Annotated in this window: 16 protein-coding genes; 3 read left to right on the forward strand and 13 right to left on the reverse strand. The window is 27.1% G+C overall.

Annotated features, from left to right (window positions below):
• Position 1 precedes the first annotated feature (1 nt).
• The 11 genes from ACTG47_RS16230 to ACTG47_RS16280 all read right to left on the reverse strand — a co-directional run bounded on the left by ACTG47_RS16230 (position 2) and on the right by ACTG47_RS16280 (position 11,450).
• The gene (locus ACTG47_RS16230; RefSeq protein WP_479925323.1) at positions 2–676 is read right to left on the reverse strand and encodes a 4Fe-4S binding protein; all 675 of its coding nucleotides are present in this window, start codon (positions 674–676) and stop codon (positions 2–4) included.
• A gap of 66 nt (positions 677–742) precedes the next feature.
• Positions 743–1,489 (reverse strand): DUF2087 domain-containing protein, encoded by a 747-nt coding sequence (locus tag ACTG47_RS16235; protein ID WP_479925324.1) that lies wholly within the window; start codon positions 1,487–1,489, stop codon positions 743–745.
• A gap of 235 nt (positions 1,490–1,724) precedes the next feature.
• Positions 1,725–2,195 carry a PTS sugar transporter subunit IIA gene (locus ACTG47_RS16240; RefSeq protein WP_479925325.1) on the reverse strand — a complete coding sequence of 157 codons (471 nt, stop codon included), beginning with the start codon at positions 2,193–2,195 and terminating at the stop codon, positions 1,725–1,727.
• Between the two features lie 24 nt (positions 2,196–2,219).
• A complete protein-coding gene (locus ACTG47_RS16245; RefSeq protein ID WP_054271547.1) occupies positions 2,220–2,819 on the reverse strand; it encodes a KpsF/GutQ family sugar-phosphate isomerase in 600 nt (199 codons plus the stop codon).
• A gap of 19 nt (positions 2,820–2,838) precedes the next feature.
• On the reverse strand, positions 2,839–4,020 hold the full coding sequence (locus tag ACTG47_RS16250) for a MalY/PatB family protein (RefSeq protein ID WP_479925326.1): 1,182 nt from the start codon (positions 4,018–4,020) through the stop codon (positions 2,839–2,841).
• Positions 4,013–5,590 (reverse strand): PTS transporter subunit EIIC, encoded by a 1,578-nt coding sequence (locus tag ACTG47_RS16255; RefSeq protein ID WP_169465337.1) that lies wholly within the window; start codon positions 5,588–5,590, stop codon positions 4,013–4,015. Before ACTG47_RS16255 ends, ACTG47_RS16250 begins: the two co-directional genes overlap by 8 nt.
• A 434-nt stretch (positions 5,591–6,024) precedes the next feature.
• Positions 6,025–6,861, reverse strand: coding sequence for a PRD domain-containing protein (locus ACTG47_RS16260; protein WP_169465339.1), 837 nt, complete (start codon positions 6,859–6,861; stop codon positions 6,025–6,027).
• Between the two features lie 761 nt (positions 6,862–7,622).
• On the reverse strand, positions 7,623–8,309 hold the full coding sequence (locus ACTG47_RS16265) for an ATP-binding cassette domain-containing protein (protein ID WP_479925327.1): 687 nt from the start codon (positions 8,307–8,309) through the stop codon (positions 7,623–7,625).
• 10 nt (positions 8,310–8,319) lie between these two features.
• The gene (locus ACTG47_RS16270; RefSeq protein ID WP_479925328.1) at positions 8,320–9,681 is read right to left on the reverse strand and encodes an ABC transporter permease; all 1,362 of its coding nucleotides are present in this window, start codon (positions 9,679–9,681) and stop codon (positions 8,320–8,322) included.
• Positions 9,682–9,744: 63 nt separating this feature from the next.
• Positions 9,745–10,791, reverse strand: a complete 1,047-nt coding sequence (locus ACTG47_RS16275) for a sensor histidine kinase (RefSeq protein ID WP_479925329.1) — start codon at positions 10,789–10,791, stop codon at positions 9,745–9,747.
• The gene (locus tag ACTG47_RS16280; protein ID WP_479925330.1) at positions 10,779–11,450 is read right to left on the reverse strand and encodes a response regulator transcription factor; all 672 of its coding nucleotides are present in this window, start codon (positions 11,448–11,450) and stop codon (positions 10,779–10,781) included. Before ACTG47_RS16280 ends, ACTG47_RS16275 begins: the two co-directional genes overlap by 13 nt.
• Before the next feature lie 341 nt (positions 11,451–11,791).
• Between ACTG47_RS16280 and ACTG47_RS16285 the strand changes: the two genes are divergently transcribed.
• The gene (locus tag ACTG47_RS16285) at positions 11,792–13,066 is read left to right on the forward strand and encodes an aminotransferase class V-fold PLP-dependent enzyme (RefSeq protein ID WP_479925331.1); all 1,275 of its coding nucleotides are present in this window, start codon (positions 11,792–11,794) and stop codon (positions 13,064–13,066) included.
• 254 nt (positions 13,067–13,320) lie between these two features.
• Here the strand turns inward: ACTG47_RS16285 and ACTG47_RS16290 are convergent, their stop codons facing one another.
• Together ACTG47_RS16290 and trxA are read right to left on the reverse strand one after the other, a co-directional pair.
• On the reverse strand, positions 13,321–14,205 hold the full coding sequence (locus tag ACTG47_RS16290) for an NAD(P)/FAD-dependent oxidoreductase (RefSeq protein ID WP_479925332.1): 885 nt from the start codon (positions 14,203–14,205) through the stop codon (positions 13,321–13,323).
• A gap of 178 nt (positions 14,206–14,383) precedes the next feature.
• Complete coding sequence (gene trxA / locus ACTG47_RS16295) at positions 14,384–14,701, reverse strand: thioredoxin (RefSeq protein WP_479925333.1); 318 nt, start codon at positions 14,699–14,701, stop codon at positions 14,384–14,386.
• 254 nt (positions 14,702–14,955) lie between these two features.
• Here trxA and ACTG47_RS16300 point away from each other — a divergent pair, with 254 nt between their 5' ends.
• Together ACTG47_RS16300 and ACTG47_RS16305 are read left to right on the forward strand one after the other, a co-directional pair.
• Positions 14,956–15,702, forward strand: coding sequence for a TrmB family transcriptional regulator (locus tag ACTG47_RS16300; RefSeq protein WP_479925334.1), 747 nt, complete (start codon positions 14,956–14,958; stop codon positions 15,700–15,702).
• A complete protein-coding gene (locus tag ACTG47_RS16305; RefSeq protein ID WP_479925335.1) occupies positions 15,695–16,576 on the forward strand; it encodes a PhzF family phenazine biosynthesis protein in 882 nt (293 codons plus the stop codon). The genes ACTG47_RS16300 and ACTG47_RS16305 overlap by 8 nt, the downstream gene beginning before the upstream one ends.
• The last annotated feature ends 18 nt before the right edge of the window (positions 16,577–16,594 follow it).

Genomic DNA, 16,594 nt, shown 5'->3' on the forward strand with positions numbered 1-16,594 from the left:
CTTATTTCTGATTTGCATATTTTAATGACCATGGACAACTCATCATGCACTTCAATACACAAAAACACTTTGAAATATCAATAAGAGACTCTCTTTTACCTGGCAAAGCCCACTCATTTCCATGTATAGCTTTTGCAGTACAGTTTTCTACACAAATATTACAGTCTAAACACTTCGAATCCATTAAAGGATATCTTTCAACATAAATTGGAGCATCTGTAAGTACAGTACACATACTAAAAGCACAACCATATTTCTCAGTTACAAACAAATTATTTTTTCCCATAAATCCAATACCGCTAATATTTGCTATGGTCTTATGTGGTAAAGTACTAATACCTGATTGCATTGTTGGATTAATATAGCCTTTTTCAGAATATCCATGTTCTAGATTATTTTTTTCTGATTGAGAATAAGCTTTATAACCTTTATCTTGAATATATTTTGAAATCCAATCAGCTAACTCTTCTGCTTTTTCCTCCTTTTCTAAGAAATCATCATTATCTGTAGATAAGTTGTTATATATATCTGTAACGAATTTTTTTGATAATCCTATACAAAATAAAATTGCTTTAGAAAAACCATGTGTTTGACTTGCTGGAAATTCAGATATATCAACAAAACGAACAATATCTACACCTTTACTGTGTAAAATATATTTCAACTCATCATTCATATTTAACTCCTTCCACAATTAACAAAGTAAAATAACCTTATATGTTAGTAGACTTTACTATTATCATTATGTTAACCAGTACTTTGTACATTCTTTATTTCTACTCATAAAACCATATTCAATTAAATATCTTCTAATTGTTGCAAAATCATTATATATAGATTTTAAAATCTGATTAACTTCCTTTTCCGAATATTGCTTCCCATACTCAAATTTTTCCAAAATCTTAGATAAAATTACAACTTTTTTCTTTTCCTTTGATGAAAATACTTTTAATTTTAGAGGATTCATACTTTCAAATGAGGTCTCTAAAATGTGTTTTCTCTCTTCTTCAGTTACTACATATCTTTCGTCAACCATTTTAGCATGCTCATGGATTGGTATTATAGTACTACCTCTATTAGATTTTTCTTCAAACACAGACTCATACAATGCTAAATACAATTTGGCTTGTTTTGCTTTTTCTCTAAACATAAATTTTTGATGGCGAATAGTAGATGTAGATACTTCAACCTTTTTTGCAATTTCCTTATCTGGTAAATCACTAATAAATAATTGAAATAATTGTTTTTGATTTTCAGTCAGTGTGTTGTACTTTGAATCGCCATTAATCAATTTTTCCAAGTAATCACTGTGCTCTAATTCCATATGCAATTCAATAGCCTTTGAGGCTTCAAAGAATCTATCACCTATTCTGTATATTTCTCCCACTTCATATGTTTTTTCACATGTAATGCAAATATAACAATTTAACTCATCATTAAATACATAACCTTGTTTAATATCATTAATAGAAAGATTTTCAATTTTCATATATCCACCTCTGTTCTATAGTTTATTATTTATATAGATACATTATATTAAAGTTTATTAATAAGGTCAACGTTTTTGTTTTTTGTTTATAAAGTCCGTTTATTTATTGATTTGAAATTGCAATATAAAAAAAGAAATTCCTCAATTAATAATTAAAGAATTCCTTTTTATTCAACAAACCTATTTGATTAATTAAACTATAAATTTATAGATACTAATCCTATATTTTAGTTTTTTATTTAAATTCGATTACAGTGTCTTTTCCACCTTCAACACTATTGCCTACATTATATGTATTCATATTGTACTCTGAATAATTAGTTATTGTAACTGGAGTAATAAGTGATATACCCTTTGATTCAATCAAAGAACGGTTAATTTTCAACATTGGTGTCCCTTCTTTGACCTGTTCACCCACACTTACTAATGCTTCAAACCCTTCGCCTTTTAAATTTACAGTATCTAAACCAACATGAATAAGAAGCTCCATCCCATTTTCTAATTCTATTACAAATGCATGTTTAGTTTCTGCTATTACTGCTATCTTTCCATTAATTGGCGCATAAACAATGTCTCCTGTAGAATCTATAGCTACACCTTCTCCCATAAGTTTTTGAGAAAATACAGCATCTGGAATTCTAGATAATTCTATTACTTTCCCTGATATGGGCGACTTTATTGATTTCTTTTTAAACATCTTGAACATAAAACATACTCTCCTTCTTTACTTTTAACCATTATTAGCTGCTTTTAGTTTCTCCCCTAGACTTCCTCCTGGATGGTATTTATAAAAATCAGCTGAATCAAAATTACTATTTTTAGATAATGCACATGCAATAGAATCTCCTAAAACTAAAGTAATTGTAGATGATGTTGTTGGTGCTAAATTTAAGTGGTCTGCTTCATCCTTTGCTGGATATATTAAAGCATAATCACACTCTGTTGCCAATACTGAATTTCTATTTGAAGTAAATGCAATGGTTTTAGAACCAATTGCTTTAACATACTTTATACAATTTACTACTTCCATAGAATTTCCACTATTTGAGATTAGAATTGTAATATCTTTGCTTTCAATCATTCCCAAATCTCCATGTACTGCCTCTGTTGCATGTACAAAAAAGCTTGGTGTTCCAGTACTGGCAAATGTAGCTGCCAATTTCTTACCTATATGTGCAGATTTACCTACACCCATAAAAATCACTTTACCTTCACAGTTGGCAATTTCATTAACTATACTTTCATATTCAATACCTGCTTCATCTATTAAACATTTTATGGCATTCATTTCAGTAGTCATAACATCAACCATTGTTTTTAAATAGCTCATAACTATCTCCCTTTCTATATTAAATATTTTTTGCAATATAATCTATAGTTTTTTTAATTCTATTTAAACCATGTTCAAGTTTCTCCCTTGAACATGCTACATTTAATCGTAAATAAAACTCACTTTCTTCTCCATATACATTTCCTGACATAATAGCTACTTCTCCAATATCCATCAATAACTTTTGGAATTCTTCACTACTTATCTTAAGGTCAGAAAAATCTATCCAAGCAAAATAACAACCTTCTGGCATAACCAACTTTAATGGTCCTAAATTATCTTTTATATAATTAATTGTATATTCAAGATTTTCTTTAAGATATTTTAATAGCTCATCCAACCAATATTCACAATCATTGTAACAAACCATTGTTGCTAGTATTGCTAGTATTGCAGGAGAATTTACAAAATCACGATATCTAGTGATATTTTCAAATTTATTTCTAGTACCATCATTTGGTATAATCACATATGACCCAGTCAATGCTGGTATATTAAAAGACTTCGATACTGATGTACAAATAAATATGGAATCTAAATAGCTTTCTGCAACCTTTAAAATAGGAGTCATTCTATTATCATAAACAATATCCATATGTATATCATCTGATATTATCTTTACATTATTATCCTTACAAATGCCTATCATCTTAGCAAGTTCTAACTCACTCCACACTCTCCCAGTTGGATTATGTGGATTGCATAAAATAAATATCTTAGACTTCTTACATTTTTTCTCAAAATCATCAAAATCAATCAAATAGAATCCACCTTCATTTATAAGAGGCGATTTTATAATATTACGATTATTATTTGCTATAACATCATAAAAAGCATTATATGCAGGAGTATTTATCAGAATTCCATCTCCTTCATCACTGAATATCTCAATAAGCTTACTAATTGAGTACATTACACTAGGACTGTAATATATCCAATTACCATCAATATAACAGTTAAATCTTTTAGTGTACCAGTTTATAACTGAATTTCTAAAATCATCATGTTTCCATCTACTGTATCCCAAAACTCTATGATTTAATCTTTCTTGCAAGGCTTCTGTTATTTCATGCGGAAACTCTAAGTCCATATCTGATATTGTAAAAGGAAGTAATCCTTTTTTTCCAAATCTATCCTCTACATAATCCCATTGGGTACAATATGTACCCAATCGGTCTATTTTTTTATCAAAGTTAATCATTGCATGCCTCCAAATGACCTTCCATAGCTTTATCCATTTGCTTTCTTAAAGAATACACTTGAGTTCCTATAATTACTTGTATTGTGTGTTCATCCAATTTAACAACTGCTATACCACCAGCTTCTTTAATTGCATCCTCATTTATTAATGATACATCTTGCAATTTTAGACGTAATCTAGTTACACAATTGTCTAATGATAATATATTAGACTGTCCGCCTAAAGCAGATATCATTTGCTGTCCTTTATATGTAGATAGGTTTTTAAAATCTGAACCATTACCCTCAGATACTTTTATCTCTTTATCTTCACGTCCTGGAGTTTTTATATTAAACTTAATAATTGCCCACTTAAATACAAAATAGTAAATTGCAAAGTATAAAGCGGCTACTAATACTGCTATTGGCCATCCTGTAGCCGTTCCTCTTAACACACCAAAACTTATGAATGCAATTAAATCTCCTGTGAATCCCATTAATACACCTAAGTATGGAAGCACCATGTTTGCTAAACCATTCATAAATGTATGGAAAGCAAATAATGCTGGTGAGATAAATAAGAATAAGAATTCTATTGGCTCACTTATACCACCTATAATAACTGTTAAAACTCCTGATATTAAAAGCCCTTTAAGTGCTTTTCTGTTTTCTGGTTTTGCTGTACGATATATAGCTAATGCAGCACCAGCTAGTCCATATTGAATCATTAATTTACCTTGCTCCATTTTACCAGCTAAATCAAGAGGTATAATCTGATTATTCTCTACATATGCCATAAACATATTCAATGTCCCAAAGTATGTTTCTCCATCAATAACAGCAGTTCCACCTATTGGTGTAAAACGGAATACAGATGTTACAAGATGATTTAATCCAAATGGAATTGTAACTCTTTCTGCTACTGCATATGAGAAATATCCTAATGGCCCTGCTGAAGAAATCCATTTACCTAAATTTTGGAATGCATTGAAAAATGGTGGCCAAACAATAGGTATTAATAAACCAACAATACTCATAACTATTAAACTAACAATTGGAACTAGTCTTGGACCACTGTAGAATCCTAATGACTCTGGCATTTTCAAATTACTAACTTTATCATATATGGCATAAACGATTAGACCTGCTACAATACCACCTAAAACACTCGTATTATATGTTTGTATTCCCATAATCATAGCTTGACCATTAGTTGACATTTGGTCTATTGGTACTAATAAATCAGCTCTTGTTAAATAAAAATTTGTACCTATGTGCATTGCTATAAATCCTACTAGACCTGAAAAAGCTCCAAACTCTTTTTCTTTTTTTAATAATCCTAATGGAATTGCCATTGCAAATAATGCTCCCAAATTATTAAATGCAAATAATCCTATTGTCAGCATGAAATTTAAAATCATGTTGACATATTCATTTCCTAAAAACGGAACCATGGCAATCATCTTAGGGTCTGTAAAACCTGCACCAAGTCCTAACATCATCCCTGAAACACTAAGTAGCGCTATTGGGAACATAAACGTTTTTCCTAACATTTGGAAGAAGTTCCATAAACCTAACTTATTTTTTTTCATAATTTTACCCTCCTATTTTCATATAAAAACATAATCAAATTTATAGAAAAACCTAAATCAAAAAACTCAATCTAATAATTAAGTTCAATGATTTAGGTTTTGCCTGCTCAACCAGTTACAATCCTAAAATTCACTGTCTATATTTAATAAAAAAACCTAAATCAAAAAACTTAACCTAATAGTTAAATTCAATGATTTAGGTTTTGCCTGCTTAACCAGTTACAATCCTAAAACTCACTGCTTGTATTTAATAAAAAAACCTAAATCAAAAAACTTAATCTAATAGTTAAGTTCAATGATTTAGGTTTTGCCTGCTTAACCAGTTACAATCCTAAAACTCACTGTCTGTATTTAATAAAAAAGCCTAAATCAAAAAACTTAATCTAATAGTTAAGTTCAATGACTTAGGTTTTGCCTGCTTATCAGTTACAATCCTAACAACCACTGTTTGTTATTTTATTTATGTGAATCATTAGATATAATTCTTCTTCTTTACTAATTTTATATTCAAATCTGTCTAATACCAATGCTGCAATTTCTTGAGTACATATTTTAGGTTTATTATAATTTTTATTCACCAACTTGTACATATCTTCAATATCACTATCTTTATAAGTTTCTTTTCTTAAAATCCTTTGAACAAAAAACTTTAAGTGAGTTATAAGTCTAGTGTAATTTAGTGAATTTACATCTAATTTAAACCCATGTACTTCTTCAATTATCTGAATAACTTGTTTTGAAAACTCTAGTATATTAATACCCTCATCTTTTTGAGAATTCTCCAACCCATTGATTATATGAATAGCAATATATCCAGCTTCATCTTCAGGCAACTTTATTCCTATCTTTTTTTCAATTTCATTAATTGCCCATAATCCAAATTCAAATTCTTCTCTATAAAGTTGTTTTGTCTCATTCAATATTAAGTTTGGTAATTTTATACCTTGTTTTTCTCTTTGGACAGCAAATTCTATGTGACTCGTTAAGGCTAATATTATTGAATCATTTACTTGAGTATTTAAAACTTCATTAGCCTTTTCTATAATTTCTTCTGAAATTTTAAAGTATTCAATAGAGGTCTTGTTAAGTATTTGATTGTATTTGTCTTTTTGATTATCTTGAACAAAATATTTTTTAGAAATCAAACTTTCATCTATCAAATCTCCTACTTTTTTCTTAAATCCAACTCCAGCACCAGTAATAATTATTTCTGTGCCATCTTCCAGGGAGCTTACTACTACATTGTTATTAAATATTTTTTTTATATTCACTATAAATCCCCTCTAAAAAAAATCTCTCATCACACTTACATAGTATATTATATTTAATTTAATGTCAATATTTAAAATTTCATTTTCGAATATATTTTGCATTTTACCCTATAATACTACAATAACAAAATATTTTAATTGTTTCCAATCAAATTGTCATATTTTATCGTTTTTTTATTTAAATATATTTAAGTATTTCTTTTCTGTATTTAATTAATTAAAATTAATCTATATTTTATATCCTCAAATTATTTTTTAATTATTTTCCAGTATTTTCAAGTGTTCCATTTTAATTTTTATATATATTTATTGAAATTCAGATTATAGTGTATTTCTAATCTTTTTTTAAATATATATATTAACTAATATAAATTTTAATTCTTAAAAATTAGGCCATATTTTTTACAATATTTTATATAATTTTATTATGTATTGTATTTTTCTTTTTTTGTCAAATTATTATACTTATTTATCTCTTATAACTTTATAAAATACTTTTTTAATTATTTACAATACATTTTTATTCTTTTTATTTAACCATATCTTTACTATTTTTATAAGTTTACTATTCATTTCTATTACTATATTCAATGACCATTTAACATTTTATGTAAAATTTATAAAAAAATGTATATAAATTTAAATAAGTGACTATACTAAAAACATGATACGGATAACCAATAAGTTCAACCTATCTCCCCCAAAATAGAATGAGTTACAGTTCCCCCCAACTGTAGCTCATTTTCGTGTAATTTAGTAGTTTAATCTATCTCATTGTCTCTACTTTTTATAAACATTAATTTTCCATTATTTATTCCCCACAACTCATCAGCACATAAAGCGACTCTGTCAAAAGTTGTAGCTATTATCACACATTTATTATCTTTAGATGCTAGTTCGTAAAATACATCTACCAATTTTTTTTCACTTTTATCATCAATATTTTCTATAATATCATCACAAATTATTAAATCTGGCTTATTAGATAATGCTCTAGCAATACATACCTTTTTCTTATCATAGTGAGATAAATCTTTCACTTTCCAATTTGCTTTTTCTCTATTAATTCCTGCTTTTTCTAGAATCTTATATGCAATTTCATTCTTATTCTTTTCTCTATTTCCACCAATCATCATAGTAAGAATAATATTATCTAAAACAGTAGCATTATTTAACAAGTTATAGCCTTTAAATATTGCACCTACATGCTTATTCCTATAAATATTTTTATTTACATCTTTTAAATCTTCACCATTATATATAATGCTTCCACTAGTGCAATCATCAAGACCTGCTATTATAGACAACAAAGTGCTCTTTCCCGCTCTAGTTTTTCCTATAATGACATACATTTTTCCAGTTTCAAATTCTACACTGACATCTTTTAATACAAACTTACTACTACTCTCATATTTATAATTAACATCAATTAATTTAAGTATTGACAATCTGCATCACCTAATTTCTATCATAGATTATTTGTATTGGTTTGTACATAATTGTACTATATATGGATACTATACTAGTTAACAATACCAATATTATTGATATAATAATTATATTAAACATAAAATTTAAAGTAGATTTAGCTTTTAAACTTTTCATCTCTTGCTTGGTGATATTGTCATTTATATTTATATCTTTATCTCCCACATAATCAAACAAATAGTCATTATATGTTATATTGTATTTATATTGATATTCAAAAGCATAATTTGATATTGCTTTTTCCGATATACTTGCAATTCCTAATCCAAGTATAATACATATAAAAATCATTATGATACTTTCATAAATAAAGCTTCTGACTATCTTAAATTTAGACATTCCAATTAGCATTAGTACTCCTATATCATATTTTATTTTTTTAATTGATATTACAGAACTTATCATTAACAGTATTGAACCTAACACTAATATTCCAAGAGTAACCGTAAAAGTTACACTAGACAAATGTTTTATTGGAGTCATCAATTTATGATATGCTGACTCATCTATAGTAACTTTATAGATTTCACTTAGCCCCTTATTTCTTAGTTCTTTCTCAAAGACTTTTCTACTATTAGAGTCTCTAAGTAAAAAGCTAGCACTTGTATAAATCATCTGATTTTCTGGTTTAATCTTTTTTTCAAACTCAGCTATAGTATTATATGAGGTTAATATATTGTTGTATATACTTATATCTTGAGTATTTTCTACTTTATTGCCAGTTTTTTTCTTATATATGCCTACTATTTTTAGATTTAACTTCACATTAGTATCATAATCATTTAGCAAAGATATTGTATCTCCAACCTTAAACTTACTAACACCTAGAAAGTCTTCACTTACTATACATTCATTGTCTTTTTGGAATACTCTTCCTTTGCTTATATCTAAATTATAATATTTGAGGCTGGTATTTTTATCTGTAAACCCCATAACTACACAACTTGTAACTATATTATCATAGGCACGATTTTTATCATTACTAACTATATTTTTTTTATTATTATCAAGGTATACCACAAGATTTCCTATCAGTGACATTTTCTTTACATATTTTGATTTTGAAAAATTTAAATAGTCATCTAAATTTAAAATATCATATCCTCTCAAGTATTCTATTGAATCATTTTGGACAATCTTTTTCTCATTAATTTTAATACTAACCTGTGAATCAAGTTTTTTCTCATATTCTTGCTTTATAATAGATGAACTTAAATTTATTATTGAGAAAATAGATATTGATAAAACCATTAATAACATAATAACTATACTAAATGAACTATAAACTTTATTTCTAATCAGATTTTTGATTGCGTTATTTAAAATATACACTTTATATCTCCTCTTATTAATTGAATACTATGTTAGCAATATTATTATAATTTTTATTAGTTGTTAATTATATTCTTTAAATACTAAATAAAAAGTTGAACCTTTATTTTCTTCACTTTCAACCCATATAAAACCATTACATAAATTACATACATGCTTTACTAAACTAAGGCCTATACCATACCCATCTTTATTTAGCTCATTTATTCTATACCTATCATAAAATATTTTATCTATATAATGTTTATTCATTCCAATACCATTATCTTTTACCAATACAATAACACTGCCCTTTTGATTTTTTACATTTACATATATATCTTTACCTTCTCCATATTTTATTGCATTATCTAAAAGATTGGATACTCCTCTATAAATCCACTTTTCTTTTCCATAGATACTCATATTTTCATCTTCATCAAAATCAAATTTCAAATTACTATATATTTTAGAATAATTATCACACACTTGTGCACATATTAAGGCTATATCAATCTCATACATATCCTCATTATTTTTTATATCACTTATTGCAAGTACATCTTCTATGCTATTTGAAACTTTATCAAGAGTATTTAATAATTCCTTATTTCCATCAAGCTCTAAACTTGTTTTCAATATAGATATAGCATTTTTTTGTTCATGTGATAGATATGAATTCAATCTTTTATAGTCCTCAATATGAGAATCAAATTTATTTTTTAAATCTTTATATACTCCAGACATAACTGGGTCTATGCTCAATATTTCATTCTCATTTTCAATGTTATTTATATTATTTAATATCTCTATTCTTTCTTTAAAATCCAATCGATTTAGTATCGCTAAAAGTATAAAATTAGACGTTACTATAAAAGCAAAAAATAATATCATCACTACATTAAAATTACTTTTAAGTATAAGCTCATAATTATTCATTACCACTTTATCTGTATCATACATATTGTCTAAGGTTATTTCACCCTTATATGGAGTTAAGTCATTATAAACTGAGTTCTTATCTATATCGGGTGTATTTATAATATATTTTAGACCTATTGCAAAAATCACAAAAACTATAACAGAATATAAAATTAATACTATAGTTTTTTTATCCTTTAATCCTTGCATATAGAATATCCTATCCCTCTAGTTGTTATTATTATCTCTTTACCTGCAACTTCTTTTAATTTCTTTTTTAATCTAGCTATATGTACCCTTAATACAGATGATAATGGGTCAAAATATTCATCATAAACATGTTCTGATATATCTATACCTGACACAATATTTGGATACCTACTTGCAATATATTCTGCTATATCAAATTCTTTAGTTCCCAACTTTACCTCTTTATCATATACATACACTTTTCTTGATGCTGGATTTATTGTAATAGGTCCTGCTTTAATATCTGGGTTTGTCCTACCATAAAATCTTCTTATAATAGCTTGTATCCTAGCTCTTAATTCTATAATTTGAAATGGCTTTACTATATAATCATCAGCTCCTAAATCAAGACCTTTAGCTAACTCATTTACTCCATCTCTCGCAGTTACAATTATTATTGGTGTACTTAGATTATTACTTCTAAAAAATTCTAATATCTCTATTCCATCTTTATCAGGTAAATTTAAATCTAATAATATAGCATCATAGTCATTTATAAATGCTTTTTCTTCTCCATCTAATCCACAATTTGCTATATCTACTACAAGCCCTTCATTTTCCAAACCTGACTTTATATTATAAGAAAGTTCCTTATTATCCTCTATTATTAATACTCTCACATAATCATCTCCTAAATAAAATATCAATCTCTTTATTATATATAATGAATGTTTATTGAATGTTAACCTAGCTTTATAACTATTTATATTTTAAACAAAACTCAACCTTATTATTATTCAAATATTTGTACTTGTCAAATTTGAGTTGAAGCAATCCAGTCTTTAAATATCTCAACAAGATATTTAACAATCAATGTATTAATAAATTCAATAAAGGATTTAACAGTCATTAATTAACAAAATCTTTTATAAAAACATAACATATATTAAACAAGCTCTTGATTAAAACTTAAGCTTGTTTAATAAAAAATAAAATAGTTTATTAGATAAGGGGTTTTTTTATGCCATTCATGGATTTATCAGAATACATTGAAGGTGCAAATCTTAAAGTTAAAACTAAGAATAGTGAAGCTGTTAAAAGAATATATTTTAACAACTCCGCTACTCCATTAGTTTTAAAAAACGTGGTGGATAACTTAAATTGTGAGATTCCTTGGCTTACTTATATTAATGCTCCAGGAATACTCTCAGAAAAAAATACTTTAGAGTATGAGAATGTACGACATACTATTCTAAAGCTTATTGATGCAGACAAAGAAAAAGACTCTGTTATTTATGTCAAAAGTGCTACAGAAGGAATCAACTTATTAGCAGAATTTTTTAAAAATGAAAATTCAAATAAACTTGTTATTACTACAGCAATGGAGCATATGGCTAATTACTTACCTTTTAAAGTTAACTTTCCTACAAAGGTTGTTGGAATTACAGAAAAAGGAGAACTTGATTTATGCCAATTAGAAAATATGCTTAAAAATAATGCTGGTAATGTATCTCTTGTTACAGTCACAGGTGCTAGTAATGTTACAGGTATAACCACTCCTATATATGAAATAGCAAGGATGGCTCATAAGTATGGTGCCAAGATATTAGTGGATATTGTTCAAGTAATTCAGCATAAACCTTTTTCGATGATGCCACATGAATGTGATGAGCATATAGATTTTATTGTTTTTAGTGGACACAAATGCTATTCACCACTAAATGGTGGTGCTCTAGTAGGTCCTAAATCATTCTTTGAAAAATTTACACCTGTGCTATATGGCTCAGGTTCTACTAAATTTGTATCTGATGACAAAATAATATATGCAAATGTACCTCAGCGTTTTGAAGCAGGATATCCAGAGTATTTTGGAACTCTTGCAATGGGAAAAGCACTAAATACTTTAAATAAAATTGGATTAAACAGGATTTCAAAATACGAGAGAGAATTATTTTTATATGCTAAAGAAGAATTGAAGAAAATACCTAATGTGATAATATATGGAGATAAATCAAACAATGTAATTATCCCAAATATATCATTCAATATAAGCAATATGTATTATAAGGATGTAGCAAAATATTTAGTTGATGACTTTGGAATAGAAACTGGGGCTGGAGTAGTAGGAGCAGATATTTATGTACAAAAACTATTAGGTATAAGTCCAAAAGAAGCATACATCAGATTTATGAGGGAAAATCCTGTAGGTCTTGTTAGGATAAGTTTAGGAATGTACAATACTTTTGATGAAATAGATAGATTTATATATGCTATTAAAACTTTGGCTTTTAAATAAGCTTTTTCTATTCTTTTTCAGCAATAGATAAAGATTAGTATTATTTTCAAATAAAAAATGAACTATATCAAAATACTTTTAATCGTCAAAAGAAATACATTTTTTATACAAAACTTATATAATATTCAATGTAAAAAGGTGAATTCATATAATAGAATTCACCTTTTTACATTGAAGCTTTATTTTTAAATAACATTTTTCAATGTTGGGGGATGTATTAAAAAAATAATACCTAGAGTTTTTATTAATCTTATCTAATAAGTGTCAACAAGCACAGACTTCTTTATCCTTTGCTTATCTAAGTAAGAAATTGCGCTAGATACAGCTGTCTGACCTTGTCCTGCTGATTTTAAATATTGATATGGTTTACCAGCACAATCTCCTGCTACATATAAACCTTCAATATTTGTGTTCATATTTTTATCTGATTTTATATGTGAATCTTCTACTTCTAACCCTGGAACCATATATTTTGGCGATACACTATCTTTTATAATGAATATACCATCTATATCCAACTCGCTTTTTCTAAGTACTAATTTATTAACTAATTTTTCACCCTTTATTTCTAAAGGTCTATCATCTATTATATTTATGCTACTATTGATTTTATTTTCTAATTTGTACATAGGTATATAGTACACACTACTTGCTATTTCACTTAAAAAGTTCGCTTCTTCTTCTGCTTCATGATTGTATCCTATTATAGCCACTTTTTTATTTCTATATAACATGGCATCACATGTTGCACAATATCCTACTCCCTTTCCGAGATATTCTTCTTCTCCATTTATCATCTTTCCATATTCAATACCTGTTGCCAGTACAACTGTAGTTGATTCATATGTATCATTTCCAGAAACTAATGTAAAATATTCACCCATACTATATACATTATTAATTCTTTTTTGAGTTATCTCTATTCCCATATCATCTATATGTTTTTTAAATTTATCTTTAAGCTGTAAGCCACTTATATTCCCAATTCCCAAATAGTTTTCTATAGAAGGTGCTTTAATAAGTTTTTGACTTATATCTTCAATTCCAAATAAAATTATATTTTTGTTTCTAATTTTGGCATTTATAGCAGCTGCAAGTCCTGCTGGACCACTTCCTATTATCGCAATATCATATCTCATAGTCTCACCTATTATTTAATAACCTTTCCTTTTTCTTTTATATAAATAATATATCAACATATGATATAATTGGCAATTAGGCACTTATTTGTAACCACTTTAAAGATTTGTACAATATAAATATAAACAAAAAACTCATTATGATGAGTTTTTTGTTTATATATGAGATTTATTTTAATTACATATATGATTCAACTTTGTTTTTTAAATTCTCTTTAGGTATAAAACCTATTAATCTATCTACAGGTTTCCCATCTTTAAATATTATTACAGTTGGTACTGTAGATACTTCAAATTGCTGAGCTAATTCTATACTTTGGTCTATATCCACTTTTAAAAAGTTTGCTTTTTCAGCCATCTCATTTCCTAAGGCTTCATATACTGGTGATAACATCTTACAAGGCCCACACCAAGTTGCGAAGAAATCTACAACTACTAATCCATCTTTATTTTCTACTTCGTTTATAAAATCATTATTATTTATTATTTTTGACATAATATATATCTCCTTTATTGTTTTCTTGATATTAATATACTACGACCCATTCAACAGTTCAATTAGTCACTTTTTTGTAACTACTCATTTTTAGTAACTTTAATCTAATGCTAAGCATGATTGTAATGTTAAATATTTATAATATGTGTTTTTATTTTTTATTTAATTATAGTTGACATTTCGCTATTTAAGTTATAAAATTTAATTAATAACTACCTATGTAGTTACTAATTTCTTATGAAAGGAGTTTACCTATGGATGATATAGTTAGTGAATTACAAAATATAGGATTTACAAAATATGAATCTCAAATATACATAGCATTATTAAAAGAAAATCCTTTAACAGGATACGAGATAAGTAAATTATCAGGTGTCCCACAGTCAAAAGTCTATGAAAATATAACAAAACTAATAAACAATAATATAATTGTCAATGTTGGAACCGACCCTATTAAATATGTCCCTATAAATCCTAGTGAATTATTAAAAAATAAAAAAGAAGAATTTAATAATTCTATAGACAAACTAAACGATAACTTACAGGTATTAAATAAGGGTAAAAGTATAGAATATGTTTTAAATATAAAAGGCGATAAAAATATATTAAAAAAAGCAACAGAAATGATAAACAATGCAAAGCAAGAAATTATAATTACTTGCCCTTATGAGGAAATTCTTGAACTAAAAAATGACCTTCTAATTGCCTGTAAAAAAAATATTAATGTTGAAATACTACTTTTAGAAAATAAAAATATTGAAGGTCTAAGTAACATTCATATTCATGGAGGAAATAATACTACACTTGAAAATAAAAAGTTTTATAAAGGGATTATTTTAATTGTAGATGACAATGAAATATTGACAGGAAACTTATCTAAAGGAAGTGAAGCTATTTCAATCTGGACAAGAAACTCTAATATATTATATATTGGAGCTCAATACATAAAACATGAAATTTATATTTCAGAAAAAACAAAAGGAGGTTTTAAAAATGAATAAAATTAATATTAAACAAGTTGATGCCTTTACAACTATACCTTTTGGTGGAAATCCTGCTGGTGTAGTTACTGATGCATCCAATATTTCTGATGAAATCAAGCAAAATGTAGCTAAAGAAATGAATTTATCAGAGACTGCATTTGTTTCAAAGTCAAATGTGGCAGATTTCAAGGTACAATTCTTTACACCTGGCTTAGAAGTTGATTTATGTGGGCATGCAACAGTAGGAACTTTTCATGCACTTTTAGAAGAGGGAAAACTTGATACTAATAAAAATATTTTTTATCAAGAAACAAAAGCTGGTGTACTATCTGTAGAACTTAAAGAAATAGATAATGAAAATATATTTATGATGGAACAAAATCCCCCTGAATTTGAAAATCTAGATAGTTACAGAAAAGAGCTTGCACAAATGATAGGTGTAAATGAAGATAGATTACTTGATTATCCAATTATGAAGGTAAATACTGGACTTTGGTGGCTTGTACTTGGATTAAAGTCTCTGGATGATTTAAAAAATATTTCTCCTGACTTAAATGAAATCAAAAAATTTAGTGGTAAAAATAACATAATTGGTATAACTCCATTCTGTACAGAAACTATAGACGAAAAATGTGACTATCATTTAAGATCTATTGCTCCATATGTTGGAGTTACAGAAGACCCTGTATGCGGAACTGGAAATGCTTGTGTATCATCTTATATAGTACAGCATAATATTTTAGAGAAAACTAGTTTTATTGGTGAACAAGGTAACTTTATAAATAGACCTGGAAAGGTATATGTAAATATAACAAAAGAAAATAATGATATCTCTTCTGTAAAAATCGGAGGAAGTGCTTATACTGTTTTAAGTGGAGAAATTATGTATTAATTCTCTATCTAATTTAAT

It is taken from the genome of Clostridioides sp. LIBA-6622 (assembly GCF_056716095.1).

Bases quoted from the DNA above. Each gene is read 5' to 3' on its own strand.
- ACTG47_RS16230 (WP_479925323.1), bottom strand. From the start codon at position 676: ATGAATGATGAGTTGAAATATATTTTACACAGTAAAGGTGTAGATATT.
- ACTG47_RS16235 (WP_479925324.1), bottom strand. From the start codon at position 1,489: ATGAAAATTGAAAATCTTTCTATTAATGATATTAAACAAGGTTATGTA.
- ACTG47_RS16240 (WP_479925325.1), bottom strand. From the start codon at position 2,195: ATGTTCAAGATGTTTAAAAAGAAATCAATAAAGTCGCCCATATCAGGG.
- ACTG47_RS16245 (WP_054271547.1), bottom strand. From the start codon at position 2,819: ATGAGCTATTTAAAAACAATGGTTGATGTTATGACTACTGAAATGAAT.
- ACTG47_RS16250 (WP_479925326.1), bottom strand. From the start codon at position 4,020: ATGATTAACTTTGATAAAAAAATAGACCGATTGGGTACATATTGTACC.
- ACTG47_RS16255 (WP_169465337.1), bottom strand. From the start codon at position 5,590: ATGAAAAAAAATAAGTTAGGTTTATGGAACTTCTTCCAAATGTTAGGA.
- ACTG47_RS16275 (WP_479925329.1), bottom strand. From the start codon at position 10,791: ATGCAAGGATTAAAGGATAAAAAAACTATAGTATTAATTTTATATTCT.
- ACTG47_RS16285 (WP_479925331.1), top strand. From the start codon at position 11,792: ATGCCATTCATGGATTTATCAGAATACATTGAAGGTGCAAATCTTAAA.
- ACTG47_RS16290 (WP_479925332.1), bottom strand. From the start codon at position 14,205: ATGAGATATGATATTGCGATAATAGGAAGTGGTCCAGCAGGACTTGCA.
- trxA (WP_479925333.1), bottom strand. From the start codon at position 14,701: ATGTCAAAAATAATAAATAATAATGATTTTATAAACGAAGTAGAAAAT.
- ACTG47_RS16300 (WP_479925334.1), top strand. From the start codon at position 14,956: ATGGATGATATAGTTAGTGAATTACAAAATATAGGATTTACAAAATAT.
- ACTG47_RS16305 (WP_479925335.1), top strand. From the start codon at position 15,695: ATGAATAAAATTAATATTAAACAAGTTGATGCCTTTACAACTATACCT.